The 24218-nt window shown below is 69.1% G+C and carries 27 protein-coding genes; 17 read left to right on the forward strand and 10 right to left on the reverse strand.

The window, feature by feature from the left end; genetic code table 11:
• The first annotated feature begins 62 nt into the window (after positions 1 to 62).
• A complete protein-coding gene (locus FEK34_RS05515; RefSeq protein WP_138446737.1) occupies positions 63 to 596 on the forward strand; it encodes a DUF1353 domain-containing protein in 534 nt (177 codons plus the stop codon).
• A 388-nt stretch (positions 597 to 984) separates the two neighbouring features.
• Here FEK34_RS05515 and FEK34_RS05525 read toward each other — a convergent pair whose 3' ends face one another.
• Positions 985 to 1320 carry a cupin domain-containing protein gene (locus FEK34_RS05525; protein ID WP_138446739.1) on the reverse strand — a complete coding sequence of 112 codons (336 nt, stop codon included), beginning with the start codon at positions 1318 to 1320 and terminating at the stop codon, positions 985 to 987.
• 70 nt (positions 1321 to 1390) lie between these two features.
• On the opposite strand from FEK34_RS05525, the gene FEK34_RS05530 reads away from it, so the two are divergent.
• Positions 1391 to 2326: a GlxA family transcriptional regulator gene (locus FEK34_RS05530; RefSeq protein WP_138446740.1), complete on the forward strand. Its 936-nt coding sequence runs from the start codon at positions 1391 to 1393 to the stop codon at positions 2324 to 2326.
• Between the two features lie 78 nt (positions 2327 to 2404).
• Here the strand turns inward: FEK34_RS05530 and FEK34_RS05535 are convergent, their stop codons facing one another.
• Both FEK34_RS05535 and FEK34_RS05540 read right to left on the reverse strand, forming a co-directional pair.
• Entirely contained in the window at positions 2405 to 3043 is a 639-nt protein-coding gene (locus FEK34_RS05535) for a hypothetical protein (RefSeq protein WP_138446741.1), read from the reverse strand.
• 69 nt (positions 3044 to 3112) lie between these two features.
• Complete coding sequence (locus tag FEK34_RS05540; protein WP_138446742.1) at positions 3113 to 3871, reverse strand: NUDIX hydrolase; 759 nt, start codon at positions 3869 to 3871, stop codon at positions 3113 to 3115.
• 77 nt (positions 3872 to 3948) lie between these two features.
• Here FEK34_RS05540 and nadA point away from each other — a divergent pair, with 77 nt between their 5' ends.
• The 3 genes from nadA (at position 3949) to nadC (ending at position 7697) form a co-directional block, all read left to right on the forward strand.
• A complete protein-coding gene (gene nadA, locus FEK34_RS05545) occupies positions 3949 to 4992 on the forward strand; it encodes a quinolinate synthase NadA (RefSeq protein ID WP_138446743.1) in 1044 nt (347 codons plus the stop codon).
• Positions 4993 to 5116: 124 nt separating this feature from the next.
• The gene (locus FEK34_RS05550; RefSeq protein WP_138446744.1) at positions 5117 to 6742 is read left to right on the forward strand and encodes an L-aspartate oxidase; all 1626 of its coding nucleotides are present in this window, start codon (positions 5117 to 5119) and stop codon (positions 6740 to 6742) included.
• 94 nt (positions 6743 to 6836) lie between these two features.
• Positions 6837 to 7697, forward strand: coding sequence for a carboxylating nicotinate-nucleotide diphosphorylase (nadC, locus tag FEK34_RS05555; RefSeq protein WP_138446745.1), 861 nt, complete (start codon positions 6837 to 6839; stop codon positions 7695 to 7697).
• 136 nt (positions 7698 to 7833) lie between these two features.
• Here the strand turns inward: nadC and FEK34_RS05560 are convergent, their stop codons facing one another.
• The gene (locus tag FEK34_RS05560; RefSeq protein ID WP_138446746.1) at positions 7834 to 9012 is read right to left on the reverse strand and encodes a winged helix DNA-binding domain-containing protein; all 1179 of its coding nucleotides are present in this window, start codon (positions 9010 to 9012) and stop codon (positions 7834 to 7836) included.
• A 143-nt stretch (positions 9013 to 9155) separates the two neighbouring features.
• On the opposite strand from FEK34_RS05560, the gene FEK34_RS05565 reads away from it, so the two are divergent.
• Together FEK34_RS05565 and FEK34_RS05570 are read left to right on the forward strand one after the other, a co-directional pair.
• A complete protein-coding gene (locus tag FEK34_RS05565) occupies positions 9156 to 10106 on the forward strand; it encodes a phosphotransferase (RefSeq protein WP_138446747.1) in 951 nt (316 codons plus the stop codon).
• 76 nt (positions 10107 to 10182) lie between these two features.
• Positions 10183 to 11058: an LLM class F420-dependent oxidoreductase gene (locus tag FEK34_RS05570; protein WP_138446748.1), complete on the forward strand. Its 876-nt coding sequence runs from the start codon at positions 10183 to 10185 to the stop codon at positions 11056 to 11058.
• Between the two features lie 49 nt (positions 11059 to 11107).
• Here the strand turns inward: FEK34_RS05570 and FEK34_RS05575 are convergent, their stop codons facing one another.
• Together FEK34_RS05575 and FEK34_RS05580 are read right to left on the reverse strand one after the other, a co-directional pair.
• Positions 11108 to 11650 (reverse strand): YaeQ family protein, encoded by a 543-nt coding sequence (locus FEK34_RS05575; RefSeq protein WP_138446749.1) that lies wholly within the window; start codon positions 11648 to 11650, stop codon positions 11108 to 11110.
• Positions 11651 to 11730: 80 nt separating this feature from the next.
• Positions 11731 to 12084 (reverse strand): DoxX family protein, encoded by a 354-nt coding sequence (locus tag FEK34_RS05580; protein WP_138446750.1) that lies wholly within the window; start codon positions 12082 to 12084, stop codon positions 11731 to 11733.
• A gap of 90 nt (positions 12085 to 12174) precedes the next feature.
• Here FEK34_RS05580 and FEK34_RS05585 point away from each other — a divergent pair, with 90 nt between their 5' ends.
• The 3 genes from FEK34_RS05585 to FEK34_RS05595 all read left to right on the forward strand — a co-directional run bounded on the left by FEK34_RS05585 (position 12175) and on the right by FEK34_RS05595 (position 15390).
• The gene (locus tag FEK34_RS05585) at positions 12175 to 13062 is read left to right on the forward strand and encodes a LysR family transcriptional regulator (RefSeq protein ID WP_138446751.1); all 888 of its coding nucleotides are present in this window, start codon (positions 12175 to 12177) and stop codon (positions 13060 to 13062) included.
• A gap of 472 nt (positions 13063 to 13534) precedes the next feature.
• A complete protein-coding gene (locus FEK34_RS05590) occupies positions 13535 to 14395 on the forward strand; it encodes an SGNH/GDSL hydrolase family protein (RefSeq protein WP_138446752.1) in 861 nt (286 codons plus the stop codon).
• A 32-nt stretch (positions 14396 to 14427) separates the two neighbouring features.
• Positions 14428 to 15390, forward strand: coding sequence for an esterase/lipase family protein (locus FEK34_RS05595; protein ID WP_138446753.1), 963 nt, complete (start codon positions 14428 to 14430; stop codon positions 15388 to 15390).
• Positions 15391 to 15414: 24 nt separating this feature from the next.
• Here the strand turns inward: FEK34_RS05595 and FEK34_RS05600 are convergent, their stop codons facing one another.
• Together FEK34_RS05600 and FEK34_RS05605 are read right to left on the reverse strand one after the other, a co-directional pair.
• Positions 15415 to 15606: a hypothetical protein gene (locus FEK34_RS05600; protein ID WP_036535642.1), complete on the reverse strand. Its 192-nt coding sequence runs from the start codon at positions 15604 to 15606 to the stop codon at positions 15415 to 15417.
• The gene (locus FEK34_RS05605) at positions 15603 to 15941 is read right to left on the reverse strand and encodes a hypothetical protein (protein WP_138446754.1); all 339 of its coding nucleotides are present in this window, start codon (positions 15939 to 15941) and stop codon (positions 15603 to 15605) included. Before FEK34_RS05605 ends, FEK34_RS05600 begins: the two co-directional genes overlap by 4 nt.
• Before the next feature lie 303 nt (positions 15942 to 16244).
• Here FEK34_RS05605 and FEK34_RS05610 point away from each other — a divergent pair, with 303 nt between their 5' ends.
• Entirely contained in the window at positions 16245 to 17102 is an 858-nt protein-coding gene (locus tag FEK34_RS05610; RefSeq protein WP_138446755.1) for a helix-turn-helix domain-containing protein, read from the forward strand.
• The gene (locus FEK34_RS05615) at positions 17099 to 17299 is read left to right on the forward strand and encodes a DUF397 domain-containing protein (RefSeq protein WP_138446756.1); all 201 of its coding nucleotides are present in this window, start codon (positions 17099 to 17101) and stop codon (positions 17297 to 17299) included. The genes FEK34_RS05610 and FEK34_RS05615 overlap by 4 nt, the downstream gene beginning before the upstream one ends.
• A 141-nt stretch (positions 17300 to 17440) precedes the next feature.
• Here the strand turns inward: FEK34_RS05615 and FEK34_RS05620 are convergent, their stop codons facing one another.
• Complete coding sequence (locus FEK34_RS05620; protein ID WP_138446757.1) at positions 17441 to 18175, reverse strand: NAD(P)-dependent oxidoreductase; 735 nt, start codon at positions 18173 to 18175, stop codon at positions 17441 to 17443.
• Positions 18176 to 18259: 84 nt separating this feature from the next.
• On the opposite strand from FEK34_RS05620, the gene FEK34_RS05625 reads away from it, so the two are divergent.
• The 3 genes from FEK34_RS05625 to FEK34_RS05635 all read left to right on the forward strand — a co-directional run bounded on the left by FEK34_RS05625 (position 18260) and on the right by FEK34_RS05635 (position 20544).
• Complete coding sequence (locus FEK34_RS05625) at positions 18260 to 18943, forward strand: TetR/AcrR family transcriptional regulator (RefSeq protein ID WP_138446758.1); 684 nt, start codon at positions 18260 to 18262, stop codon at positions 18941 to 18943.
• A 12-nt stretch (positions 18944 to 18955) separates the two neighbouring features.
• Positions 18956 to 19363, forward strand: coding sequence for a VOC family protein (locus tag FEK34_RS05630; protein ID WP_138446759.1), 408 nt, complete (start codon positions 18956 to 18958; stop codon positions 19361 to 19363).
• Positions 19364 to 19560: 197 nt separating this feature from the next.
• Positions 19561 to 20544: an alpha/beta hydrolase family protein gene (locus tag FEK34_RS05635; protein ID WP_249358801.1), complete on the forward strand. Its 984-nt coding sequence runs from the start codon at positions 19561 to 19563 to the stop codon at positions 20542 to 20544.
• Positions 20545 to 20592: 48 nt separating this feature from the next.
• Here FEK34_RS05635 and FEK34_RS05640 read toward each other — a convergent pair whose 3' ends face one another.
• Positions 20593 to 20883, reverse strand: a complete 291-nt coding sequence (locus FEK34_RS05640) for a hypothetical protein (RefSeq protein WP_138446760.1) — start codon at positions 20881 to 20883, stop codon at positions 20593 to 20595.
• Between the two features lie 227 nt (positions 20884 to 21110).
• Here FEK34_RS05640 and FEK34_RS05645 point away from each other — a divergent pair, with 227 nt between their 5' ends.
• Both FEK34_RS05645 and FEK34_RS05650 read left to right on the forward strand, forming a co-directional pair.
• Positions 21111 to 21977 carry an arylamine N-acetyltransferase family protein gene (locus tag FEK34_RS05645; protein WP_138446761.1) on the forward strand — a complete coding sequence of 289 codons (867 nt, stop codon included), beginning with the start codon at positions 21111 to 21113 and terminating at the stop codon, positions 21975 to 21977.
• Positions 21978 to 22046: 69 nt separating this feature from the next.
• The gene (locus FEK34_RS05650) at positions 22047 to 23822 is read left to right on the forward strand and encodes a penicillin-binding transpeptidase domain-containing protein (RefSeq protein WP_171048058.1); all 1776 of its coding nucleotides are present in this window, start codon (positions 22047 to 22049) and stop codon (positions 23820 to 23822) included.
• Positions 23823 to 24218: the final 396 nt, after the last annotated feature.

Below are 24218 nucleotides of genomic sequence, written 5' to 3' on the forward strand. Positions count from 1 at the left end.
CGAGTAGATACCTGCCGACCCTAGAATCAGTGCATACGCTGGACTTTCAGGGGAGGCGAGCCATGCCGTTCTCCGATGGCGGGATCGTCGTCGAGGAACTCGACGAACGGTTCTGGCAGGTGGCCGAACCGCTGGAGTACCGCGGCGCCACCGAGCGATTCGTGGTGCCCGCGGGCTTCCGCACCGACTTCGCGTCGGTGCCGCGCCCGGTGGTGTGGCTGGTCCCGCGCTACGGCGCGTACACGAAAGCCGCCATCCTGCACGACTATCTGCTCAGTTCCGGTGCGGTGAGCGTCGCCGACGCCGACGGCATCTTCCGCCGCACCCTCGGCGAACTCGGGGTCTCGGTGCCGCGCCGCTGGATGATGTGGGCGGCCGTGCGCTTCGCCAGCCGGCTGCGCGGCGCCACCGCGGGCGATATCGCGCTGTTCCTGCTCGTCGCGGTGCTGTCGGTACTGTTCCTCGCCGTCCCGGTGACGGTGGTGACGGTGTATCTGATCCTGTTCTGGTTCATCGAACTCATCGCCTGGGCGATCTACCGGTTGACCCGCCGCCCACCCGAACCGGCGCCGGCACCGGATATGAAATCGGCCTGAATCAGCTCCCGGCCCGCGCCGGGAACAGCCCGGCGCGGTGCGTTCATCGCGAAAATGTGTGGATGAGCGTGGGTGTGCACGCCTACGGTGGCACGGCATTCATCCGGGGGCGACAGCGTCGCACGAATGCGCTGCCACGCGAGAGCCGCCGCGTACCAGCGAAAGGAGGTGACAACCATGCGCAGCACGACCCAACTGCCGCCCCGTGATTCGAGATCCGAGTCTCGGGGAGAGGCGCCCGAGCGCCCCGACCTGACCGCCTGGCGCACCCGCCACGCACTCCGCAGTTCCAATGCCGCACAACCACTGCCGAACAAGCGGAGATACCGGCGCGAACGCAAACACGCGAAAGCCGATTACCAGTAGCAGGATCTACCGGCGGCTGTTCTCAGCCTTCGGGATAGAAGACGAACAGCGTGCATCCGGTGGTTGACGCGGGCACATGCCACGTCCCCGCCGGTGCGTGCAGGAACGTGCCCGCCGGGTAGTCGCGGGCGCCGTCGTTGAACGTGCCCGCCACGACGAACACCTCTTCCGGTCCGGGTTCGTGGACATCGCGACGCGGCCAGGACGTGCCGGGGTCCATCTCCAGCACAGTGGCGTGTGCCCCGTCCGGTCCGCGCCACAGCGGCCGTAACCGGATGCCGGGGAAGAGCTCCCGCACAGGTGCGTCGTCGACGGATACGGACGTGTAGCCCTGCTGGGCCAAGATCTCCGGATGCATGACACCCACCCTGCCGCGCCATCCACCGGCGCACCAGTGGCGGTAAAGACACCATGGGGTATTTCCTGCCATGCATCGCGTCGTCGCTCTGGTGCGGCCGGTGCAGTCGACCTTCGAGCTCGGCTGTGCCGCCGAGGTCTTCGGCACGGTGCGGGCCGGGATACCGCAGCACTACGAATTCCTGGTGTGCGCGGAGAAGCCCGGGCCGGTGCCGACCTCGGCCGGATATTCGATGACGGTCACGCACGGACTGTCGGCGTTACGGTCGGCGGATACCGTGATCATCCCTGGCTGGGCGCCCGTCGAGGCGCCACTGCCGCCCCGGGTACGTCGAGCGCTGCTGGCCGCGCACAGCAGGGGTGCGCGGCTGGTGACGATCTGCACGGGGGCGTTCGCGCTGGCCCGCACGGGACTCCTGGACGGTCGCGCGGCCACCACGCACTGGGCCCGCGCCGCCCAACTACAGCGGGAGTTCCCTGCCGTGCGGGTACAGCCCGATGTGCTCTACGTCGACCACGGCGACGTCGCCACCAGCGCGGGTGCGGGCGCGGGCATCGATCTGTGTCTGCACCTGGTCCGCGAGGACCACGGCGCCGCGCACGCGGCCCTCGTGGCCCGTCACATGGTGATGCCACCGCATCGCGACGGCGGTCAACTCCAGTACGCTCCCGCCCCGCCGCCGGAGGATGCCCTGGACGGGCTGCTGGACTGGGCGGCCGCGCGCTTGGACACCCCGCTGTCGGTCGCGGATATGGCTGCGCACCTGAATGTTTCGCCCCGCACCCTGGCCCGCCGGTTCGCCGAACAGCTCGGCACCGGTCCTGGTGCCTGGTTGCTGGCACGGCGGGTGGCCGAAGCCCGCACCCTGCTCGAACAGACGGATCTGCCGGTGGAGTCGATCGCGGTCCGGGTGGGCCTGTCCTCGGCGGTGAACCTGCGCCGGCACTTTCGCGCCCAGGTGGGCACGACGCCGGGCGCCTACCGGCGGGCCTTCCGCATGCGGTGAACCGGGGCTGTGCTCGAGCGTGCCGGCAGGCGTGTCCGATCCCGGGTGCCGAGGAGGAGTCGGTGGTGGCCGAATCGGTCAGGACGGCGGTTCGGGGGCGTATTCGGGCAGGTCGGCCAGTGGCGTCCCGTCGAGGGTGTGCTCGGTGGGCGTCAATTCGAGCACCGCGGCGACCATTCCGGGATGCGATGCCGTTGCCAGGCACCGGAAGCCGATCTTGGTGCGGTCGCGGCGCCCTGTTCCGCTCGCGCCGCCGCTGTCGCAGGCGGTGACGACCATTCGGGCGAACCAGTCGTGGTAGTGCTGTGCGCCGGCGTGGTCCTCGGCGAGGTCGGCGAGGGTGTCGACGCCCGAGGCGCGCATGCAGTCGACGCAGACCGCGGCGATGAAGTCCGGGTCCGGAATGAGGACGAGCTGGACCTGTAGCAACTGAAAGGCGTGCTGGGCGTTGAACTCCCACACCGCGTGCGCCTCGGCGATCTCGGCGATCTCCGGTTGTCCGGCGACGATCCACTGGTAGTGGTCGCCGGATGCGCTGAACATCCGCTCGAACACGTCGAGCTGCTCTCGTGAGAATCCGAGATAGGGCGACGGAAACTCCGGTAGCGGCCGCTCCCAGCGCACGTGCGGGAACTGCCAGCTGTCGAGCCACTCGGCCGCCTGTTCGCGGTTGCGTGTGATGTGGGGCCAGTGGGACGTCCATGGTGATCCCGACATGCCGACGCTCCTCGGTCTCGACGATCGCGCGGATCCGCTGACGGACCCCGGATCATTGTGGCGCACAGCTCAGGTCGGCGGGCGCAGTGCGGCGAATTCGTCGGTGACGCGCAGTTCGGAGTCGGTGAACCGGTAGACCGCGGCGGGGCGGCCGCCGGCCCGGCCGGGGGCGGCGGTCTCGCCGGTGGGGGTGATCACCTTGCGGCGGCTGAGGACTCGTTGCAGATTCGTCGTATCGACGTCGTATCCGAGTGCCACGCAATAGATTTCGCGCAACGTCGACATAGTGAAGGTGTCGGGGGCGAGGGCGAAGGCGATATTGGTGTAGGACAGCTTGGCGGCCAAGCGGGTTCGCGCGTGGTCGACGACGATGCCGTGGTCGAAGGACATGTCCGGCAGCGCCGACACCGGATGCCAGGCGGTGTCGGACGGCAACTGCGGATCGGCGGTCAACGGCACCAGGCCCAGATAGGCCGAGGCGATCCGGCGCGGCGGCGGCACCCGATCGGGGGCGCTGAACACCGACAGCTGCTCGAGGTGGGTCAGCTCGCGCACATCGACCTTCTCCGCGAGCTGTCTGCGCGCCGAGAAATCCAGGTCCTCGTCATCGCGCAACCGGCCGCCCGGCAGCGACCAGGTGCCTGCTTGCGGGTCCAGCGCGCGCTGCCACAGCAACACCGCCAACTCGGTCCGTTGACCAGGTGGCCGTCGCCCGCTCCGCCCACTCGGACCCGCATCACGGCTCTGACCTGCGGGAACGTCGGCAGGGAAGCGGCGAACCTGGAACACCGCGGTGAGCGATTCGTGGATGGTGCTACTATGGGCCATGTTTTCGATCATAAGTCGAAAACCTGGTGTGGTGCGAATCGGCGGCGATGCCGAGGCGCACGAAGGAAGGAGCCGTCATGGCGACGATGGGAGCTGAACTCGCCCCCGCACTGTTGGAGCGGGTCACCGACACTCCGTCGGGGTTCGCCGGGGTCGACGCGACACCCGAGTGGGCGAGCGAGGTCAAACGCCTCGCCAGGATGCGCAACGCGACCATCCTCGCGCACAACTACCAGCTGCCCGAGATCCAGGACGTGGCCGATCACGTCGGAGACTCGCTGGCGCTGTCGCGGATCGCGGCCGAGGCACCCGAGGACACCATCGTGTTCTGCGGCGTGCACTTCATGGCCGAGACCGCCAAGATCCTCAGCCCGGACAAGACCGTCCTCATCCCGGACCAGCGCGCGGGCTGCTCGCTGGCCGATTCGATCACCGCCGGCGAACTGCGCGAGTGGAAGGCCGAACACCCGGACGCGGTCGTGGTCTCGTATGTGAACACCACCGCCGCGGTGAAGGCGCTCACCGACATCTGCTGCACCTCCTCCAACGCCGTCGACGTGGTCGCCTCCATCGACCCCGACCGTGAGGTGCTGTTCCTGCCGGACCAGTTCCTCGGCGCGCATGTCAAGCGCGTCACCGGCCGCGAGAACATGCACATCTGGGCCGGTGAATGCCACGTGCACGCCGGCATCAACGGCGACGAACTCCAGGAGCAGGCGCGCACGCACCCGGACGCCGAACTGTTCGTGCACCCCGAATGCGGTTGCGCCACCTCGGCGCTGTACCTGGCGGGCGAGGGCTCGTTCCCGGCCGACCGGGTGCACATCCTGTCCACCGGCGGCATGATCGACGCGGCCAAGGCGGCCAAGTCCAGCCAGGTGCTGGTGGCCACCGAGGTCGGCATGCTGCACCAGCTGCGCAAGGCCGCCCCCGGCATCGACTTCCAGGCCGTCAACGACCGCGCGTCCTGCAAGTACATGAAGATGATCACCCCGGCCGCCCTGCTGCGCAGCCTCGCCGAGAACACCGACGAGGTGCACGTCGACCCGGAAACCGCCGCCCTGGCCCGCAATTCGGTCCAGCGGATGATCGAGATCGGCAACCCCGGCGGCGGGGAGTGAACCGGTCCCGGCCTGGTGCCGGGAGTGCCCGGCCGTCGGCTGTTGCGCCGCCCGTGCAGGCGCCGACGGCCCCGGCGCGCCCCGCTGACGTGCGGGGCCGCAGGCGAATCCACCTGGAGAAGAGATGAATGCGCCGGCTTTCGATTGGACCGAGGACGCCGATTTCGTCGTCATCGGTGGCGGTGTCGCGGGACTGACCGCGGCCCGGGCCGCATCGCAGCGCGGTCTGCGGGTGCTGGTGCTGAGCAAGGGTGGCCCGACCGACACCTCCACGCAGTACGCGCAGGGCGGGATTGCCGTCGTTGCGCCGCATGGTGATTCGGTGCAGTCGCATGTGCGCGACACGGTCGCCGCCGGTGGTGGACTCTGCGATATCGCGGCGGTGGAGTCGATCGTCTCGGGCGGACAGGACGCCGTGGCCGCGCTGACGGATCTCGGCGCGGTCTTCGACCTGGGCCGTGACGGTCAGATCTCGCGCACCCGCGAGGGCGGCCACAGCACCCGCCGGATCATCCACGCCGGCGGCGACGCCACCGGCGCGGAGGTGCAGCGCGCATTGAACGCGGCCGGGCTTCCGGTGCTATTCCGCACGGCGGCGGTGCGGATCGTCACCGGCGAGCGCGGGGTGCGTGGGGTGATCGCGGTATCCGAGCGCGGCATCGGCGCGGTGCACGCGCCCGCGGTGCTGCTGGCCACCGGCGGGCTCGGCCAGCTCTACGCGTTGAGCACCAATCCGCCCGGCGCCACCACCGACGGCATCGCGCTCGCACTCTGGGCCGGGGCCGAGGTGGCCGATCTGGAGTTCGTGCAATTCCATCCGACGGTCCTGCACACCGTGGGCGGGCTCGGGCGCAGGCCGTTGATCAGCGAGGCGGTGCGCGGCGAGGGCGCCGTGCTGGTCGATTCGCGTGGAATGCCGGTGACGGCCGGGGTGCATCCGCTCGGTGATCTCGCGCCGAGGGACGTGGTCTCGCGTGCCATCGCCGACCGGATGCGTCAGCTGGGGGAGGACCACGTCTATCTGGACGCGCGCGCCGTCGAGGGCTTCACCACCCGGTTCCCGACGATCACCGCGTCCTGCCTGGCGGTCGGTATCGATCCGCGCACCGACCTGATCCCGGTGGCTCCCGCCGCGCACTATCAGTGCGGCGGTGTCGTGACCGATGTGTGCGGCCGCACCTCGGTGCCGGGGCTGTACGCGGCGGGGGAGGTGGCGCGCACCGGGCTGCACGGTGCGAACCGGCTGGCATCCAACAGCCTGTTGGAGGGTCTGGTCGTCGGCGAACGTGCGGGGGTGGCGGCGGTGACGCGCCTCGGCGAACCGACCGGCTTCGCGGCAGATGAGCACGTCGGCGTCCCCTCGGCACCTCGGGAACTCGTGCAGCACCTGATGACCACCCATGCCGCGGTGGTCCGCGACGCGGCCGGACTCACGACCGCGATCGAGGCGATCGAGCGGGCTGTGCGCAGTTCCGCAGACGTGGCCGGGCTGAGCCGAGCGGCGGGATCGGATCCCGCTACGGCCGACACGCTGACCGCGCGCATCGCCGCCGTCGAGGACGCGGCGCTGACGGTGACGGCGCGTGCGCTGCTGCTGGCGGCGGCCGCGCGCGAGGAGAGTCGTGGCTGCCACACCCGCTCGGATCACCCGGCGCCGGTCGAGACCGCCCGCCACAGCACGGCAATCCGCCTGGCCCCCGACGGCACCCCGCACCTCACCCCACTGACGGTGCCCGTCACCACCGGATGACGTCGCCGAGCGCTACATGGCCGAGGCGAAACGCGAGAAGACCTCTCGGCCATGTAGCGCTCGCCGACCAGAGACAGGAGAGTAGGAGTTCGTGATGGGATTGGATGCGGGGTTGGAGCGCGCGGAAGTGCTCGCGGTGATTCGGGCCGCGTTGGACGAGGATCTGCGCTACGGGCCCGACGTCACGACCGTGGCCACCGTCGGCGAGGACGCGGTGGTGAAGGCGTCGGTGGTGTCGCGGCAGCCGGGGACGGTGGCCGGGATCGATGTCGGGCTACTGGTGCTGGACGAAGTGATCGGCGCGGGCAACTACGAGGTCGCCGAGCGGGTGGCCGACGGAACCCGGGTCACGCCAGGGCAGTCGGTGCTGAGCATCGTCGCGCCGACGCGCGGGCTGCTCACCGCCGAACGCACCATGCTGAATCTGATGTGTCATCTGTCGGGCATCGCCACCGCGACCGCCGCCTGGGTGGACGCGGTCTCCGGTACCGAATGCCGGATCCGTGACAGCCGAAAGACCCTGCCCGGCCTGCGGGCTTTGCAGAAGTACGCGGTGCGCGTCGGTGGCGGCGTCAACCACCGGATGGGTCTCGGCGATGCCGCCCTCATCAAGGACAATCATGTCGTCGCCGCCGGTTCGGTGGTCGAGGCGCTGCGCGCGGTGCGCGAACTCGCGCCCGATATCGAATGCGAGGTGGAGGTCGACAGCCTCGAACAGCTGGATGCCGTGCTCGCCGAGAACGTGGAACTGGTGCTGCTGGACAACTTCCCGCTCTGGCAGACGCAGGCCGCGGTGCAGCGCCGTAATACGAAGTCGCCTGGGACAAAACTGGAGTCGTCCGGCGGGCTCACCCTCGACGTTGCCGCCGATTATGCCCGCACCGGCGTCGATTACCTGGCCGTCGGCGCCCTGACGCACTCGGTGACCGTGCTGGATCTCGGCCTGGACATGTAGATCCCACGCCGGCCGGGTGCTGCGGGATCGGCACGCGGCGACGGTCAGCGTGTCGAGAGTGGCACGGGCGAAGAACAGGGCGGAGCGGGACAGGAAGATCGAACGATAGCGGCGAAACACCCGCTCCAACCCCGGTTCAGGCGGTCAGTTCCTTTTCGAGCGGGGTGCGAAAGCGCGGGACCGGTCGCACATCGCCGAACCAGGCGCCGATGCGTTCGGCTTCCGCGTCGATCATCGCGACGGCGTCGGATCCGACGTCCTCGAGCAGCCGCAGCGCGATCTCGCCGTCCTTGCGTTGCGCCCAGCCGCCGACGATGCGGCCGTCGCACCAGATGGTGGGTCCGATATTGCCGTTGCGGTCGAACAGGGCGGCGGCGTGATCGCCGAGATACCAGGCGCGTGACTGCCAGCCCATGGGTGTGGGGTCGAGGGCGGGTAGCAGCGCCACCCAGGGTTCGGGTTCGGGCACCGGGTCGAGGTCGTCGGTGAGGATCACGCCGGTGCCTTCGTCCAGTTCGACGTCGGTGATGTCGAGGCGGGCCAGGGTTTTGCGCACCTCGCCCAGCGTCCACCCGGTCCACCATTTGATATCGCTGACCGGCGCGGGCCCGAAGGCGCGCAACCACTGCCGGACCAGTTCGTCGCGGGCGTCGTCGGCGGGGATGACGGGCACGCCGCCGGGCAGCCACGATTCGATCGGCGACCAGGTGTACTGACTGCTGGACCAGCTGCCGTTCGGCCGCCCGCGCACGATGCGCCCCTCCGCGCCGAGCGTCACCAGCACCCAGGTGGTGATATTGGTCGGCCGCGAATACGCCTTGTCCGGTGCGGTATTGACCTGTGTGCGCAGCAGCGGCACGTCTTTGCTCAGTTGCGCACCGGTCGCGGCACCGCGCGCGAGTAGCGCCCGATGGGTCTGCTCCTCCACCTCCGCCCACCACGACCGCACATCGCCGTCGCCGATTCCGGCCTGCTCCAAGAACTTTCCGTAGGTGCGGCGCTGCTTCTCGGCCAGTGCGTCCGCGCACGAGGCCTGCAAGACCGGAACCAGTTCGATCGGCGCGACGAACATGGTGCGCCGCATCGCCAGCATGCGCAGCAGCGATCGCTGCTCGTACAGTGCGTGCTCGATATCGGCGGGGGCGATCCCGTCGCCGCGCGCGGCCAGCGACAGGAACACCGTCGCCGGATCGGTCGCGTGCAGCACCACCATCGACCGCGCGATCTCGGCGACGTCGGCGCTGCGCTGCTGGTAGGCCAGCCGGTGCCGAACCCCGAGCCGTGCGCGCCGCTGGGCGGTGGTGATCGAACGCATATGCGAATAGTAGCGGGTGGGGAGTGGCCGACGGTCCGGTCTCACCGTGACGAATGCGTCGTCCACCTCGAACGTCGGGTGCCGGTATGTGGCGGCCACGCCGGTGCGGCGCGCGGCCCGGGCGACGTGGCAGGGTCGGTCCGGTGTCCGATTTCCTGAGCGCATCAGATCTCGCCGCCCGCACCGCAGCCGCAGTCGACGCCGCCGTGGGAGCGGGGCGCGACCTCGGACTCACCGTGACCGACGCGCGGGTGCTGCACGATCTGTTCTCCGTTGTCGTCCACCTCGCGCCCGCGCCGGTCGTCGCGCGGATCCCGACAGTCGTACCTGGTATCGGCGGGCTCGACGCACTGGCACAGCGTCAGCGATCAGAACTCGACGTGACGCGGTGGCTCGCCGATCACGGTGTACCGGTGATCGCGCCCAGTTCGCTCGTCGCATCGGAACCCGTTCGGCGCGAAGGATTCTCGATGACGTTCTGGGAGTACATCGATGAAGACCCCGACGCCGAACCCGACTACGCGACGAACTCCGAACGCGTCGCCGACCTGCATGCCGCACTGCGCGCCTATCCGGGGCAGTTGTCGTTTCTGTCCGCGGCCGAACCTTGGTTCGTCACCGAAGCCCTCGCCGCACTCGGCGAACGCCCCGACCTGGTCGATGCGCCCGATCTGGACCGTGCGCGCCGCGAATGGTCCGTGCTCGAGCCACTGGTGCGTTCCCGCGCGGCGTTCGAGGCGGCTTTTCCCGGGATCGACCTCCAGCCCATCCACGGCGATTCGCCGCCCGAGAACTTCTTCGCCGGGGTGGACGGCGACCTCTTCTCCGACTTCGAACTGGTCACCCTCGGCCCGGTCGAATGGGATCTGGCCGCGCTCGGGCCCGATTTGGAAGCCGCATACGACCGGGGTGCGCGACGAAACGGTCTGCGCCCGCTGGACAGCGAGGTCATGAAGTTCGTGAATGCCATCGGCATGCTGCGGGTTGTTGCCTATCTCGCGCTCGCACCGCAACTTCCGGTGCTGGTGGAGGTCATGAAACCGGCCATCGATCAGTGGCGGGCGATGCCGTTCGCCGGTGGGCTCGCGCGCTGAGCGCTAGCGCTTGACTTGGAGTGCACTCCAGCTCATAGCCTTGTCGCACACGCTGCCCATCTGAGGAGATCATCGTATGGACCTCGGCTTTCACATCCCGAACTTCGACATCGACGGTGGTCCCGGCGCGATCGCCGGTGAACTGGCCAGGGTCGGCGCGGCCGTGGAGGAATCCGGCGCCACCTGGCTGTCGTTCATGGACCATTACTTCCAGATCCCGCCCACCGGCCTGCCCGCCGAGGCGAACATGCTCGAGGGGTACACCACCCTCGGCTACCTCGCCGCGCACACCTCGACCGTCGAACTCGGCTTGCTGGTCACCGGCGTCACCTACCGTCACCCCGGCCTGCTCGCCAAAATCGTCACCACTCTCGACGTGCTCTCCGGCGGCCGCGCCGCCCTCGGCCTCGGTGCGGCGTGGTTCGACCGCGAACACGAGGGCCTCGGGGTCCCGTTCCCCGGCATCTCGGAACGCTTCGAACGTCTCGAGGAGGCCTTGCAGATCTGCGCCCAGATGTGGGACCCGGCCAACAACGGCCCCTTCGCGGGCAAGCACTACCAGCTCGCCGAAACCCTCTGCGCCCCACAACCTCTGCACCAGCCCACCGTCCTCATCGGCGGCGGCGGCGAACGCAAAACCCTGCGCCTGGTCGCCCAGTACGGCGACGCCTGCAACCTCTTCGCCACCTCACCCGCCGAAGTAGCCCACAAACTCGACGTCCTGCGCCGCCACTGCGACACCGTCGGCCGCGACTACACCACCATCCGCAAAACCCTCACGGCCGACCGCACCTACGCCACCCCCGACACCCGCGACGAATTCGTCCGCACCATGGCCGAATACGCCGCCCTCGGCATCGACACCGTCATGGCCATCCCCCTCACCGGCTCCCCGGCCAAGTGGATCGACGGGTTGGCGCCAGTGGTGCCGCAGCTCGCCGAGCTGGGGTGAGGGGTGCCAGTTGCACAGCGCCCGATGCGAGGAATTGGGGCGCGGCGATCTACGCGAGTGAGTGCTCGGTTACCTCGGTGCTGAACCCCGTTCCGTTGATCTCCAAGTAGAGCTGGCGTTCGGTCACCGAGACGGTGGCGGTGGTGCGGCGGTCGAGGGTGGTGGCGGCGGATTCGATGAAGGGGCGGGCGAAGCTGTAGAGGGGGATGGACTCGGCGTGGTGGATGCGTTTGGCGGTGAGGGCTGCCAGGACTTTGGCGGGGTCGCGGTGGGTGTAGATGGCTACGCGGTCGGCGAGTTTGGCGGCGCGGTGGATGCGGTCGGCGTCGGGGGCGCCGACGTCGATCCAGGTGGTGAGACGGCCGGTGAGGTCGCGGATGAGGACGGGAGGTTCGTCGGTGGAGGAGACGCCGCCGTCGCTGAAGGTGATGCCTTCCTCGTACTCGAGGCAGTAGGCGAGGATGCGGGTGAGCATGTATTCGGCGGTCTCGGAGGGATGGCGCGCGACCCGCAACTCCAGGTCCTGGTAGACGCCGCGATCGACGTCGGCCAGCTGGATGGTGACGGTGTACAGGGTTGCGCTGAGAGCCATGGGGTGGAGCCTACGGTGGGCTCGGTGATGGTCGGCTGACCGGTTGCGGGCGGGGTGACAGGCGCGTCTGCCCGCAGTACTCACCCGAGGTGATAAGCCAACGTCACCGCAAGGTTCAGCGCCATGAACGTGAGGGCGCCGCCCGCTTTCCCGAGATCGCGGTCGTGCACGCGCAGGTGGGCGATGATCGCGCCGACGAAATGGACGACGAGCCCGGCGGCCGCGGCGACACCGACGACGGGCAGCGCGAATCCGGCGAGCACACCCAGCCCGCCGGCGGCGAACACCAGGCCGATCGGCCGCGTCCACGACAGCGGAACGTGCACCTGCTCGGCCGCCGCCACCGTGACCGGATGCCGAGTGAAGTTCATCCACGCCCCGCCCGCGCACAGCAGCGCGGTGAGCATGGTCGAGAGCACGTACAGCGCGAACATCGGTCGCCCTTCTTCCTACGATGGGATCTGCTTCCACCCTCGCGGCCACCGGTGTTGCCCGTCCAATACCTGCATCCATAACCTGATGGCATGGATGTCGACACCCGGCTGCTGCGCTACTTCGCGGCGGTCGCCGACGAGGGCAACCTCACCCGCGCGGCCGAACGGCTCTACGTGTCGCAGCCCTCGTTGACCAAACAGATCCGCCGCCTGGAGCAGCTGCTCGGTGTGACGCTGTTCGTGCGTTCGCGCGCCGGCATGGCCCTCACCGAGCCGGGCAAAGCGCTGGCCCGTTCGGTGCCGCCGCTGCTGACCGAGTGGCAGCACGCCGTCGCTGAGGTGAAAACAGCTGCGGCCGAACAGGATCGGGTGCTGCGGGTGGGATTTCTGGCCAGCGCGGCGAACGAAGCGACCCAGGACATCATCGCCGCGTTCAGGGAGCGGCGCCCTGGCTGGCGGGTGGAGATGCGGCAGAGTTCCTGGTGGGACCCGACCGCCGGGCTCGCCGACGCAGAAGTCGACGTCGCACTGCTGCGGGTGCCGTTCCCCGGCCAGCAGGCGTGGGGCGTCGAGGTGCTGCTGACCGAACCACGCGGGGTGATGCTGCCCAGCACGCATCGGCTCGCAGACGCGGAGACCATCGACTTCCCGCAACTATGGGATGAGCCGTTCATCGCCGCCCCGGATGCGACCGGCCCGTGGCGTGACTACTGGCTCGCCGTCGACGAACGCCACGGGCACCCGGTGCGCATCGGCGCCGTCACCGAGCACACCGACGAATGGCTCAGCGCGATCGCCAATGGTTACGGGGTCGCGCTCGCCCCGGAATCGGCCGGACGCTACTTCCAGCGACCGGGGGTGGTGTACCGCCCGGTGACTGGGATCGCGCCGACTCAGGTGGCGGTGGCCTGGGATCCGGCGACCGACGCCCCGGCGGTGCGTGATTTCGTCGCCAGTTGCCTGCGGTTTCGTCAGTAGCGGCGATCCGTGGCATCGCGCCGACCCGGGTGGCGGTGGCCTGGGATCCGGGTGTCCGACGCCCCGCCCGTGCCTGATTTCGCCAGCTGCCTGCGGTTCCGCCAGTAGGTGAGACGACCGAGGCAGAGTCTCGAGAATCCGCCTGGTGTGGCCGAGTGGCGCCCGTTGACAAAGCTCGTCGCTGGTTATCAGCGTTACGGCTTTCGAGTGCACGCGGGCGTCTATCACCGAACCGTGCTCATCCGGCACCACCCTGCGGGCGACCCGCGCACCCGAACATCGCGTGCTGCGCCGACGGCAGCATCCGCCAGAAGCGGCAGGATCTCACGCCCACACTCGGGCGCTGCGCGCGAAAGTGCTCACGCGGGCAGACCGGTCTCGCTAGGATTCCGCCCTATTGAGACGACCTGGTCTCACAGGGTGGCGCCGAGTGCTAGGCCCGCCACCACGGCTCGAACACCTAGGACATCCGATGCCCCGCACTCGCACCCGACTCGCCACCGCGTTCGCGCTATCCGTCCTGGCCTTGTCGCCGGCGGCGGTGCATGCGGCTCCGGAGGCGTCCGGTGGTGTGGAATACGTGGCGCTCGGTGACTCCGGTGCGGCGACGACGGGTGCGGTCGACATCGATCCGACGGCGCCGTTGACGTGCATCCGATCGAACTCGAACGCCCCGACGCTGGTGGCGCGGCGACTCGGCCTCGAACTGGACGATCGGACGTGCAGCAGCGCGAAGATCCCCGATTTGATGCGCTCGCAAGCCCCCGGTGTCGCACCGCAAGTGGAGGCGCTCGGCCCGAACACCCGGATCGTGACCCTGCACATCGGCGCCAACGACGCGAACATGACCAGGCACATCCTCGGCGGCTGCCACGCCGGCCTGGCGACCGGCGGCTGTGCTGCGGCCGCCGACCCGGCCTGGGACGCCGAGATCGACGCGATCGCCCCCGCGTATGCCGCTGCCCTGGACGAGATCTCGCGCCGGGCACCGCAGGCGACGATCTTCGTCGACGGCTGGCCGACCTACCTGGGCGAATCCAGCTGCCCGGCGATGCTGGGCCTGCGTGACGCCGACGCGCCCTACATCCAGTCGAAGTTCGCTCGGCTCAACACCGTCGTCGCGCGCGATGCCGCCGCGCACGGCGCGATCTACATCGACACGGTCGCCGCTTCCCCGCCCGCGGGCATGTGCGCGGATCCGGCGGTGCGCTGGTTCGATCCGGTCATTGCCGACCAGACCTTGCTCCCGTATCACCCGACGCTGGAAGGACACCGCGGTGTTGCCGCACTGATCGCTGCCGCCATCACCGATTCCGGTGTCCTGAATCGCTGAACCAACCCGATCGACTCGAAGGATCCTCGACGATGAGGCTGACCACCGCCCGCCGCGCTTTCCTGGCCGCCGCCACTCTCGCTCTGCTGGTTTCCGGCACCGGCGTTTCCACCGCCGCACCCGATCCGAGACTCTCGGTGCGGACCGTCGAAGAGGCGTTGACCTGCACCGGCGACCCGCGCACCGGACCCACGCCGCTGCTGCTGTTGCACGGCACCACCTCCTCGGCGGCGGCCAACTGGTCCTGGAACTGGGACCGCTACCTGGACGCACAGGGCTGGGCGCACTGCGATCTGCAATCGCCGGACAACGCCAACGGCGACATCCAGATCAACGGCGAGTACGTCGCCCGCGCGATCGGCATCCTGGCCGAGCGCGCGGGCCGCCCGATCTCGATCCTCGGCCACAGCCAGGGCGGGATGGTGGCCCGCTGGGCGTTCGCGTTCTGGCCCGAAACCCGCGACCTGGTCGACGATTACGTGGGGTTCTCCTCGTCGAACCACGGTTCCCGCAATCCGATCCAGGATTGCCGCAGCACCAAGGAATGTTCGGCGGCCAGGTGGCAGCAGACGGCCGGCTCGAATTTCCTCACCGCCCTCAACCGGCAGCCCGAGACCTTCCCGCAGATCGACTACACGGTGGTCGCCACCAACCTGGATGAAATCGTGGTGCCGCACACCTCGTCCTACCTCGCCGCCGGCCAGAACGTCACCAATGTGGCGGTGCAGGACCTGTGCCCGGGCAGGCTGGTCGAGCATTTCGGCATGGCCTACGACAACACGGCATTTCAGCTGGCGATCGATGCGTTCACCCATGCGGGCCCGGCGGTGCCGGAGCGAGCCGGCCGGTCGAGTTGCGGGCAGATGCTGATGCCCGGCGTCGACCCCGCCGCGTTCGCGCAGAACACCGCGATGGCGTTGAACGTGACGGTCCAGTCGTCGCTGGCGGCGCCGCGTCTCGGTGCGGAACCGCCGGTCATGCCCTACGCGCGCTGAGCAGGGCAGCGCGCATCCCCGGGCCTACATGTGCGGCCAGTCCGCCGGAACCATCCGCTTCGCCTGCACCAGACGGATTTTCGCCTGATGCCGGATCGGGCAGTTGGTGGTGAGGCAATGCCGATGCTTCTGCATCACCAGATGCGCGGTGGTCACGTCCATGACCGGCAGGCGGGCATGGCCGAGCAGCGGTTCCAGCATGGATTCGGTGATCATTCGAAGGTCTCCAGATTCTTCAGCGGCCAGCGGGCATAAACGTGGAACGGGTCCAGCGTGATCACATCGACCAGCTGCTCGAGCGCGCGGAACGCGTAATCGAGATGGACGAGCGAGGGCACGAACAGCGCTTCGGCGCGATAGCGGCGGATCGCGTCGGTGGTATCGGATTCCCAGAACGAGAGCCCGGGCCCGAACACGAGCAGCGGCTCATGCAGCCGGTAGCCGAGCCGAATAGCCAGCCGCCGCATACGCGTGTCGTCCCAGCGTGAGCAGGCCGGCGACTCGTCCCGAAACCGGATGAGCCCCAGCGCGACCGGTGTATCGTCGTCCACATCATCCTCACGATTCGTTGGGTGCCACCAGGGCCGGGGCGAGGGGCAATCGCCATCCGCAACCCGCGCTCCACGGCATCGTGCAGATGTCTGTTCCGGGGCTTTCGCAGGGGGCACATCCCCCGGAACAGCTGGCCCGGCCCTGGTGACCGGCGTCAGGAAAACACGGCTCTGCCAGCGGATTCCAGTTTTCGAGGGGTGTGCGAACGAGATTTCCGGGACCCCGAGAGGACGCTCCGTGGGCGGTGCCGAATCCCATCCACGAATCGACCGCGAATCCATCCACGAGGGGGAAGGCGAACGATGACCACCAAGCCGGTGCCGACCAACATCCCACGCAGGCAGCTCGGCCGGCAGCTACGGGAAATCCGCCAGGGTGCGGGACTTTCCATAGAACACCTCGCGCGGCTGTTGGGGCGCGGAGCGACGACAGTGCAGAGATTGGAGACCGGGACGGCTAACACGATCCGGATCAGTGATTTGGAAGGGATCTGCGAGCTGTGTAATGCGGACGACAAGCTGCCGGGACTCGTGCGCTTGGCGCAGGAAGCAGGGGAGCCTGATCAGGGCTGGTGGCACCAATACGCCGAGGTACTCAACGAGAACTTCGCGCCGTACCTCAGCTTGGAGTCGAACGCGACGAAGGTGACCCAGTATCAGTCTGGGCTGTGCCCTGGACTGTTGCAGATACCTGACTACACCCGTGCGTTGGGTCAGTTGGCGGATATACCGCCTGAGGAGATCGAGGATCAGGTCCAGATCCGCGCCAGGCGCCAACGATCGCTCCACCGGTCGCGGAGCCCGCTCACATGTGATCTCCTCATCGAGGAGTCAGTACTGCGGCGGGTAGTGGGCAGCCGGTCCGTGATGGCGAAGCAGGTCCAAGTGCTTGCGGATGTTCCTGTCAACGTTGAATTGCGTGTCCTCCCTGTCGGAGCGCCGTATCCGCATGGCAAGCACGTTGGTTCATTCCAGATTCTCGACCTGGTGGGTGAGCCGTCAGTGGTCCACCTCGAACAGCTGAGCTCGAGCATCTACTACGACCGGCCGCGAATGGTCCACGAGTATCGCCGAGCACACGAGGCGTTCAAACGAGTAGCGTTGTCGGTGCCGGACAGTAAGCGTTTGCTGAGGCAGATTGCGAGGGAGCACAAGTCGTGAACGTCGATCTATCGGGCGCTCGGTGGTTCAAATCCGTCCGAAGTGGAACGGGTGGCGAATGCGTCGAAGTAGCACACCTCCCCACCGCCCACGTCGCCGTCCGAGACTCCAAAAACCCCACCGGCCCAGCCCTCATCTTCACCCCCACCGCCTGGGACGCCTTCCTCACCCGAACCCGAGCCGCACGGATGGGGTGACGTCGCACAAGTTCGGTTGTGTCGCCCGGCGTGTTGTACGGCGTGTCGCTGTGCGAAGTTGCCGGAAAGTGTGCGACTTCGTCACCGAAATGATTGCGCCGCAGCTGATCGGATCGGGCCCGTAGATCTGTCGCGGGTTGTTCAGGGTCGACGGTCGTGCGGCCTCGAGCGGTGCCCCTCGCCGACGTGTGCCAGCACGCTGGGGGAGAGCCGGCCGACGATGGCGGGGGCCTGGTGGATGAGGGTGTCGTCGGTGAGGGCTTCGACCAAGAAGAGGGCGAAGTCCGTGCGGCGGGTGCGGTTGCTGGCGAGGATGGGGTCGCCGACGTGCGGACTCCAAACGGGCAGGCCTTGGCTTTCGCCTTCTTCGAGGTCGCTGGCGCGGACGAGGGTCCAGCGGCGGTCGCTGGCGTAGATGTGGCGGGCGGCCTCCACTTGGTCGTCGATTTCGACGGCGCGGACCAGGCGGGCCAGCCAGGTGGTGATCCGGACGACCGTCTTGAACTGCCAGGTGTAGGTGTCGTTGTCGTCGCGGGCGACGTGCCAGCCGCACGAGAAGATCAGGCGCGCATCGGGTTCGGCGTAGTCGAGGACGGCTCGAGCGGTACCCGAGGAGTACTGCTGGATGCCCCACGGCGCCAGCACCGTCAGCACGCCGTCGCATCCGGCGACCGCCTGCCGGATCACCTCGCGGTCGTTGGTGGGGCCGGCGACGATCGTGATCCGGTCGGCGACCTCGGCCAGTTTCGGCACGCTCTTCTCGCGGCAGACGCCGACGACTTCGTAGCCGCGGTCGAGGGCGTGCCGGACCATGTACTGCCCGAGTTTGCCCGAGGCGCCGACGATGCACACCTTCCGTATCTGGTCTGTGCTCATGTTCCCGCGCTCCTGACGTTGTGAACTTACGATGTAAGTCACGGTAGACTTACGGTGTAAGTGCGTCAAGGGTGGAGGAGTCGAATGGGCGAGCTGGGCACGCGCCGGCGCGGGCGAACGGACCGGGCGCCGCTGAGCAGGGAACGGGTGATCGCCGTCGCGGTACGGCTGGCCGACGAGAAGGGCGAGGCCGGCGTCACGATGCGTGCGGTCGCGGCGGGGCTGGGTGTGGAGGCGATGTCGCTGTACAACCATGTGGCCGGGCGCGAGGACATCCTCGACGGGATGGTCGACGCGGTGTTCGCCGAGATCGACCTGCCCGCCGCGAACTCGGATTGGAAGTCCGCGATGCGCGAGCGCGCCCACTCCACTCGCGCGGCGCTGCGTCGGCACCGCTGGGCCGTCGGCCTGATGGATTCGCGCAGCCACCCCGGCCCGGCCACCCTGCGCCACCATGACGCCGTGCTCGGCGTCCTGCGTGCCGCCGGCTTCTCGGTAGCGATGGCGGCGCATGCCTTTTCGGTGATCGACAGCTACCTTTACGGATTCGTGCTGCAAGAACTGAGCCTGCCGTTCACCGACCGCGCCGAACTCGACGACATCGCCACCGGCATCCTGTCCGACGCACCCGCTGACGACTACCCGCACCTGTCCGAACTCATCGCCGACCACGCCCTGCGACCGGACTACTCCTACGCCGACGAGTTCGAGTTCGGGCTCACACTGATCCTCGATGCGTTACAACCCGACGGGAGTAACCCGGGCTAGGCTCGGGTCACCATGCCCGATCTGTACGGAATCAATCACCTCACGCTGTCCACTACCGACCTCGACCGATTGGTGCGCTACTACACCGAATTGCTCGGAGCGCGGCTCGCTTTCGAGCGCGCGGCCACCGCCGGCGATCCACGGATCGCGGTTATCGATGTCGGGAGCGCCGATCACCTGATGATCGTCGAAACCGAGAGCGGCACGACGGCCGAGCTCGATCCGCTCGGCCGGGCAGGGTGGGGGCTGCGAGTGGGCGAATACGAGAGCTTGGTGCAGGTCCGGGAACGGCTCGTGGGTGCCGGGTGGCCGGTCGGGGAGATCGAAACCTTGCCGACGCAATGGACGATGACGGCGCGCGACCCGGATGGGCGGCCGGTGGATATCCGGGCCCATCGACCTCGCCCCGCAACGGCCTGATTCGCCGGGTCCGTCGCAGCCGATCGGATCCGCCGCGCCGTAGCCGCCGATCGGATCCGCCGATCGGATCCGCCGACGCACCCGTCGCGGCCGGCGTTCGGCACCGGCAGTGCGCGGGAAGTTCTCCCGCACAGCCGAATCCGACACCCCGCGTCGGGTGCCGGGCGTTGCGGCCCGCCCATGACACGATGCCTCGAATGAAGCGCGGGATAAGGGTTTCCGGGTGGGTGGCGGCGGTCGTGGCCGGGATGTGCCTGTCCGTCCTGGCCGTTCCGGGGGCGAATGCGGAGCCCGGATGCGTCGTGCGGGTGCGGCCGGTGGCTGTGGCGGTGGATGGGGAGACGGCGACCGGGAGGGTCTATGAGCCGACCGGATGCGCGGGGCCGAGCGGCGGGCTGGTGGTCGCGGCGCACGGGCACGACGGCTCTTTGGCCGACTTCGCCGGATACCTGACATCGATCGCGCAGCGGACCGCTACGCCGGTACTCGTCATGGATATGCGAAGCGACGCCAGCACGTGGCGCACCGGCGAATGGAATCTGTGGGCGGGTTGGCGGGATCTGGTCGCAGCGACGCAGTGGTACAAGAGCGAGCATCCGGGGACCGCGCGCACGGTGCTGTGGGGCTGGAGTCAGGGCGGCACCGTCAGCGGGCTGGCGGCCGCGCACGGCCCGCACGGACTGTTCGACTACTGGGTGGACAACTACGGTCCCGCCGACGTGTTCACCCGCTGGCTCGGCGCGGCCGGTGACCCGCGGATGCGCGCGCAGATCGAACGCGATGCCGGCGGCTGCCCGCCGGTGGCGTGCCCGCAGGCGTACGCCGACCGCTCGCCCGCGCTGCTGGCCGGGCGGATGGGAGTTCGCCGCGCGTTCCTGATCCACGGGACCGCCGACCCGGTGGTTCCGTACGCGGCGAGCGTGCAGATGCGGACGGCGCTGCTGGTGGCGGGTAAACCGACGTCGATGTACACCATCGTCACCGGCCGCGACCTGAACGGCGCCATCGTCCCCGGTGATCACAGCATCGGACCGGCGTTCTTCGAAGGCGGCTGCGTGGTCGAACGGCTGTTGCTGGGCACCGAACCCGTCGACGGCGGCGATCGCGAATACCTCGTCGATGTGGCGGCGGGTGTCGTCACCGCCCCTGCGGCGCCGGTCGACGCGAAATGTGCTGCGTGACCCCGGCCTACTCGACGGAGCAGGCCGGGCACGCGATACGAGCGAACCTCAGCGGTCGGCCGGCGGCTGCGGCGGGTGACCGTCGGGGCCGGTCGGCGGCGGGCACGGCCTGCCGTCGGCGCCGATCGGCGGCGGCAGCGGCTTGCCGTCGGGGCCGATCGGGGGCGGCAGCGGGCGGCCGTCGGGGCCCAGCGGCGGGGGCGGGCAGCCGTCACCCGGGACGCCTGCCAGCGTCACCGGCGCGGTGCCGGCGGGCGCGGCGATGGCCGACCCGGCGCCGATGACGCCGAATCCGGCGATCGCTGCGGCGACCAGGACGCTCGCGGTCCGAAGCCTCATAATGTGATCCTCACTCGAATGTGGTTGTCCTACAACGACTTGGACGCAGACGCGCGCGTCCGGTTCCCGACAGAAGGGCAATGTGACGGCAATCACTCTGCGGTCCCCGTGCTCATCGCTGACCGACCACCGCGCGGGACCGATGTCCACCGAGCCCGAGCGCACCGGAACACGTGCGGGCACGGTGTGGTTGTCCGAGACGACACGACAACGAATCGAGGACATCGATGAGCAAGCCCGCGGACCCGGCCTACCACTGGAACGGCGCAGAGATCGATCTGGACGCGTATCTGGCCAGGATCGGTTATGACGGCGAGCGCGCACCCACCGTCGCCGCGCTGCGGGCGCTGGTGGCCGCGCACACCACCTCGATCCCATTCGAGAACCTCGAGGCCGTCCTCGGCCGCCCGGTGCCGCTGGATGTGGAGTCGTTGCAGGACAAGCTGGTGCGGCGACGGCGCGGCGGATACTGCTACGAGAACGTCGGGCTGTTCGCGGCGGCACTGGAACGGCTCGGGTTCGGGGTCACCGGGCTCAGCGGCCGGGTGACGATGGGCTCGGGCGGGCTACGCCCGGCGACACACGCGCTACTACGCGTCATCACCGATGACGACGACCGGGTGTGGATCGTCGACGTCGGATTCGGCGCCGGGCCTGCCGAGCCGTACGAACTCGCCGACTCCGGCGGCGAATTCATCCTGGGTGAATGGAAGTACCGCCTCGAGCACGGCGCAGGCGAACTCGACAGCGATCTGTGGACGCTGCACCACTTCGCCCGCGACGGCTGGGTCGACCGCTACACCTTCACGCTGAACCCGCAGTACCGCATCGACTTCGAGGTCGGCAACCATTTCGTCTCGACCTCACCGCGCTCCCCGTTCACCCAGCGCCCCTTCGTGCAACGCTTCCACACCGGCGCCCACCACATCCTCGACGGCGCGACCTGGATCACCGAATACCCCGACGGCACCAGCGAAACCCGTGACATGGAACTCGCAGACTTGCCCACGGTGTTGACCGACGTCTTCGATATCGACCTCACCGAGGAAGACGCGAAAGCGGTGATCTCCGCGCCCTGGACCGCGCAGGAATGAGACGAACCGGTGACGATCGGCCCGCGCGGCACTCGGCGCGCCGGGTGACCGAGCGGCCGGTCGGATCGCATGCACCTCGCTACCCTCGGGCGGGTGCGCACCGATCGGAAAGTCTTCGTGGTACTGGCCGCCGTCGCATTGTTCGCCGCGGGGTGTTCGTCGGGGCCGGAACAGCCCGACACCGTGGCAGGTGAGTTCGCCGAGGCCCTGAACAGGGACGATCTGCCTGCGGCGGCCGCGCTGACCGATAATCCGGCGCAGGCGGGGGACGCGCTGCGGGGACTGTACGAGGGGCTGGGGTCGGAGGTCGTGTTCCGGGTCGAGAATGCCGATGACGACCGGTTCACCCTCGCCGCGACCTGGAAACTCGGCAAGGACGGCCAGCACGAGTGGACCTACACCACCACCGGCACGGCCGCCGAATCCGGTGACGACTGGACGATCCACTGGAACCCGGCGACCGTCGCGCCCGGTCTGGACAAGGGGCCGCTGAGCTACGCGCCGGTGTATCCGGAACCCGCGCGGGTGCTGGACGCCAGCGGCGGGGAACTCATGACCGAACAGGTGGTCACCCTGGTCGATGTCGCGCAGGGCGCCGACACCGCAGCGCTGGCCGCCGTGCTCGCCCCGGTGGCGCCCACCATCACCGCCGCATCGCTGGACGCCGATCTGGCGGCCGCGGAGGGCAAACCCATCACGCCGATCAGCTTGCGCGCCAGCGATATCGCACCGATTCAGGAGGCGCTGGCCGCCGTCCCCGGCGTCACCCTCGCACCGCAGACCCGGCTGCTGACCACCGATAAATCGCTGGCCGCGCCGACACTGTCCGGACTGAACGAACTGTGGCAGCAGCGCGCCGACGAGGCCGCGGGCTGGGCCGTGCGCGCCCGGACCCCGCAGGGCACCGAACGCATCGCGGGCCAGGACCCACAGCCGACCGCCGACATCACCACCACCCTCGACATCGACCTGCAACATGCCGCCGAGGACGCGCTGACACCGCTGACCCAACCGGCGGCGATCGTGGCACTGCAACCCTCGACCGGCAAGGTGGTGGCCGTCGCCCAGAACGAGGCCGCCGACGCGCAGGGCCCGATCGCGCTGACCGGGCTCTACCCACCCGGTTCGACCTTCAAGACGGTGACGGCCTCGGCGGCGCTCGCGGACGGCGCCGTCACCCCGGACACCGTGCTGCCCTGCCCGGGTGAGGCGAATATCGAAGGCCGCCGCATCCCCAACGACGACAGCTTCGACCTGGGCGAGGTGCCGCTGCACACCGCCTTCGCTCGCTCCTGCAACACCACCATGGCCAGGCTCGCGGTGAACCTGCCGCCGAACGCGCTCACCGATACCGCCGCACAACTGGGTCTCGGCATCGACTACGTCACTCCTGGCCTCACCACCGTCACCGGCTCGGTGCCGCCCGCGAACACCCCGGCCGAACGGGTCGAATCGAGTATCGGCCAGGGCACCGTCACCGCGTCGCCGTTCGGGATGGCCCTGGTCGCGGCCTCGCTCGCGCACGGAAGCCCGCCGGCGCCGATGCTGGTCGCCGGTGCGCCAGGCGTCGCGGACCGGACGCCGCAACCGCTGCCGGCGGGCGTGGCCGAGCAGGTGCGCACGATGATGCGCGAAACGATCACCGCGGGCACCGCCACCCAGCTCGCCGACATCCCCGGGCTGCTCGGCAAGACCGGGACCGCCGAATACGGCGACAACTCGAATGCCCACGGCTGGTTCGTCGGCATCGACGGCGACCTGGCATTCGCGGTGTTCGTGGCGGACGCGGGAAGTTCGGCGCCCGCCGTGGAGGCCGCGGGACGCATGCTGCGGGCGAGTCGCTGACCAGGGCCGAGCCGGTCGGCCTCGCGATCGGCGGCCCGCTCGTGCGGCTGTCCTGCGCCGCGCCGGGGACACCGTGGGCGCCGGGCACAGCGCCGTCCGGTGTGCGACCGGCCGGTCCGGGCGGCCACGAATGCGGTGGCGAACCGCGACGACGGCGGTGACCAGTGTGCGCATTCGCACGATGACGGCGACGCACGCCGGCGGATGACCGCGAACGCGGACGCCGACGGTCGCGTCGCCGCGCGGAGAACGCACGGCGCTCTCGGCGAGTCGCACGGCGTGTCGGCCCGAGTTCGGACCCGTCCGGCACGCCGCGCGCACCGTGCCCGCAGGTGGCGGGGTAGCGGCGGACGCCGAAGGCGGGTCGAGGGGTGTATCAGTGGCCGGTGCGGCCCG

Source organism: Nocardia cyriacigeorgica, assembly GCF_005863245.1.
GTDB lineage: Bacteria > Actinomycetota > Actinomycetes > Mycobacteriales > Mycobacteriaceae > Nocardia > Nocardia cyriacigeorgica_C.

Excerpts from the sequence above, each read along its gene's own strand:
- FEK34_RS05630 (WP_138446759.1), top strand. The coding sequence starts at position 18,956 with ATGCCCGATCTGTACGGAATCAATCACCTCACGCTGTCCACTACCGAC.
- FEK34_RS05645 (WP_138446761.1), top strand. The coding sequence starts at position 21,111 with ATGAGCAAGCCCGCGGACCCGGCCTACCACTGGAACGGCGCAGAGATC.
- FEK34_RS05570 (WP_138446748.1), top strand. The coding sequence starts at position 10,183 with ATGGACCTCGGCTTTCACATCCCGAACTTCGACATCGACGGTGGTCCC.
- nadA (WP_138446743.1), top strand. The coding sequence starts at position 3,949 with ATGGCGACGATGGGAGCTGAACTCGCCCCCGCACTGTTGGAGCGGGTC.
- FEK34_RS05515 (WP_138446737.1), top strand. The coding sequence starts at position 63 with ATGCCGTTCTCCGATGGCGGGATCGTCGTCGAGGAACTCGACGAACGG.
- FEK34_RS05575 (WP_138446749.1), bottom strand. The coding sequence starts at position 11,650 with ATGGCTCTCAGCGCAACCCTGTACACCGTCACCATCCAGCTGGCCGAC.
- FEK34_RS05620 (WP_138446757.1), bottom strand. The coding sequence starts at position 18,175 with ATGAGCACAGACCAGATACGGAAGGTGTGCATCGTCGGCGCCTCGGGC.
- FEK34_RS05550 (WP_138446744.1), top strand. The coding sequence starts at position 5,117 with ATGAATGCGCCGGCTTTCGATTGGACCGAGGACGCCGATTTCGTCGTC.
- nadC (WP_138446745.1), top strand. The coding sequence starts at position 6,837 with ATGGGATTGGATGCGGGGTTGGAGCGCGCGGAAGTGCTCGCGGTGATT.
- FEK34_RS05635 (WP_249358801.1), top strand. The coding sequence starts at position 19,561 with ATGAAGCGCGGGATAAGGGTTTCCGGGTGGGTGGCGGCGGTCGTGGCC.
- FEK34_RS05560 (WP_138446746.1), bottom strand. The coding sequence starts at position 9,012 with ATGCGTTCGATCACCACCGCCCAGCGGCGCGCACGGCTCGGGGTTCGG.
- FEK34_RS05530 (WP_138446740.1), top strand. The coding sequence starts at position 1,391 with ATGCATCGCGTCGTCGCTCTGGTGCGGCCGGTGCAGTCGACCTTCGAG.
- FEK34_RS05610 (WP_138446755.1), top strand. The coding sequence starts at position 16,245 with ATGACCACCAAGCCGGTGCCGACCAACATCCCACGCAGGCAGCTCGGC.
- FEK34_RS05535 (WP_138446741.1), bottom strand. The coding sequence starts at position 3,043 with ATGTCGGGATCACCATGGACGTCCCACTGGCCCCACATCACACGCAAC.
- FEK34_RS05585 (WP_138446751.1), top strand. The coding sequence starts at position 12,175 with ATGGATGTCGACACCCGGCTGCTGCGCTACTTCGCGGCGGTCGCCGAC.
- FEK34_RS05590 (WP_138446752.1), top strand. The coding sequence starts at position 13,535 with ATGCCCCGCACTCGCACCCGACTCGCCACCGCGTTCGCGCTATCCGTC.
- FEK34_RS05580 (WP_138446750.1), bottom strand. The coding sequence starts at position 12,084 with ATGTTCGCGCTGTACGTGCTCTCGACCATGCTCACCGCGCTGCTGTGC.
- FEK34_RS05650 (WP_171048058.1), top strand. The coding sequence starts at position 22,047 with ATGCACCTCGCTACCCTCGGGCGGGTGCGCACCGATCGGAAAGTCTTC.
- FEK34_RS05595 (WP_138446753.1), top strand. The coding sequence starts at position 14,428 with ATGAGGCTGACCACCGCCCGCCGCGCTTTCCTGGCCGCCGCCACTCTC.
- FEK34_RS05640 (WP_138446760.1), bottom strand. The coding sequence starts at position 20,883 with ATGAGGCTTCGGACCGCGAGCGTCCTGGTCGCCGCAGCGATCGCCGGA.
- FEK34_RS05525 (WP_138446739.1), bottom strand. The coding sequence starts at position 1,320 with ATGCATCCGGAGATCTTGGCCCAGCAGGGCTACACGTCCGTATCCGTC.
- FEK34_RS05540 (WP_138446742.1), bottom strand. The coding sequence starts at position 3,871 with ATGGCCCATAGTAGCACCATCCACGAATCGCTCACCGCGGTGTTCCAG.
- FEK34_RS05600 (WP_036535642.1), bottom strand. The coding sequence starts at position 15,606 with ATGATCACCGAATCCATGCTGGAACCGCTGCTCGGCCATGCCCGCCTG.
- FEK34_RS05625 (WP_138446758.1), top strand. The coding sequence starts at position 18,260 with ATGGGCGAGCTGGGCACGCGCCGGCGCGGGCGAACGGACCGGGCGCCG.